This is a genomic window from Treponema sp. R6D11, assembly GCF_054786075.1.
In genome coordinates, this window is the sequence record NZ_BDHD01000387.1 from 1 (window position 1) to 1198 (window position 1198).

At 46.9% G+C, this 1198-nt stretch carries 2 protein-coding genes; one reads left to right on the forward strand and one right to left on the reverse strand.

Annotated features, from left to right (window positions below; all coding sequences use genetic code 11):
* The first annotated feature begins 275 nt into the window (after positions 1 to 275).
* The gene (locus ACYVTD_RS13350) at positions 276 to 479 is read left to right on the forward strand and encodes a hypothetical protein (RefSeq protein ID WP_461248229.1); all 204 of its coding nucleotides are present in this window, start codon (positions 276 to 278) and stop codon (positions 477 to 479) included.
* Between the two features lie 525 nt (positions 480 to 1004).
* Here the strand turns inward: ACYVTD_RS13350 and ACYVTD_RS13355 are convergent.
* The coding region (locus ACYVTD_RS13355; protein WP_461248230.1) for a hypothetical protein at positions 1005 to 1198 on the reverse strand (194 nt) is incomplete at its 5' end.

Genomic DNA, 1198 nt, shown 5'->3' on the forward strand with positions numbered 1-1198 from the left:
TCCGTAAGCCCCTGCCACCCTGCCCACATGGAATGTGGTCAGGTCGGCAGGGACTGGAACTAAAAAGCCTTTACTCTCAAAGCCCCGGCAAAAGCCCCTAAGTGCGCTCTCGCACACGGGACTTTTGCCGTGGCGATTAGTTTCCGATGTCAACTGTTGTTTAACCTTTCGCAATTCCGTACTGAAAACTTTATCCCGAAGTACCCGCCCGTCCGCTTGAACTCTAGTTTGCAAGCAAACCAGAATTCCAAGCGGACAGGCGGCATTGAAACTTAATGACAGCTTTATTCGCCCAAGACCCACCCCACAAAGCTATGACCGACAGCCGAGCTAACTCCGTAAAAACCCGCCACCCTGCCCACATGGAATGTGGTCAGGTCGGCGGGTACTGGAAACAAAAAGCGTTTATTTACATAGCCACGGCAAAAGCCCCGCCCTGGCTTCCGCGCGGCATACACCGCGCTAAATGTAAAAGTTAATTTTGGTCAGTTTTTATGAAAATTAAGCCAGTTTACGGCATCGCTTTTGCCATGGCGATTAGCCTCCGACCGACCGCCGCAATTCAAAAGACGTGACTAACCTGACGATGAACGGCTAATGCAATGTAGGAATGTACATTCTGCCCTCAATTCCCGGCATACCCCTATATATCTCTTTTTATTTATTTTTTTTATTCTTTTTGAAAGCATAAGCAAAATAAAAAGAATAAATAGAGTAATAAAGATAAAGCAATAATACTCAATACATCTCCGTACCACAATTTTCAATGTAGCTTCTCATGGCGCAAACCATGACGCATAGCCCGTGAAACTACACCTTGCCGCCAGAGAAATATTTTTATCAGGGGGAGCGTGCGCGCCCCCTGATAATTGCCAGTTTTTGTAAGTTTTAAGAACAAACTATGTAACAACGATTTTTTAACTCATTTTAACATAACAATAAAACATACTGCCGCTATCTTATGAGTAAATAATGTCAATAACGGCAGCAGGAAAAATCATACCTTATGCCTTCACCGCCCAACCGGGGAAAGGGGCGCGGGGAAAACCAATCACCCCTGAACCGCCACGTCCTGCCAGTACCGCGCCTCGGCAGTCCGCTTCTGCACCATCCCCAGTTCCTTCATCCTCAGCCCGAACATACGCTCGCCATGAAAATCTTGAAAGTCGGCAGAAAGTTAAAATGCTCCCCGTACAGG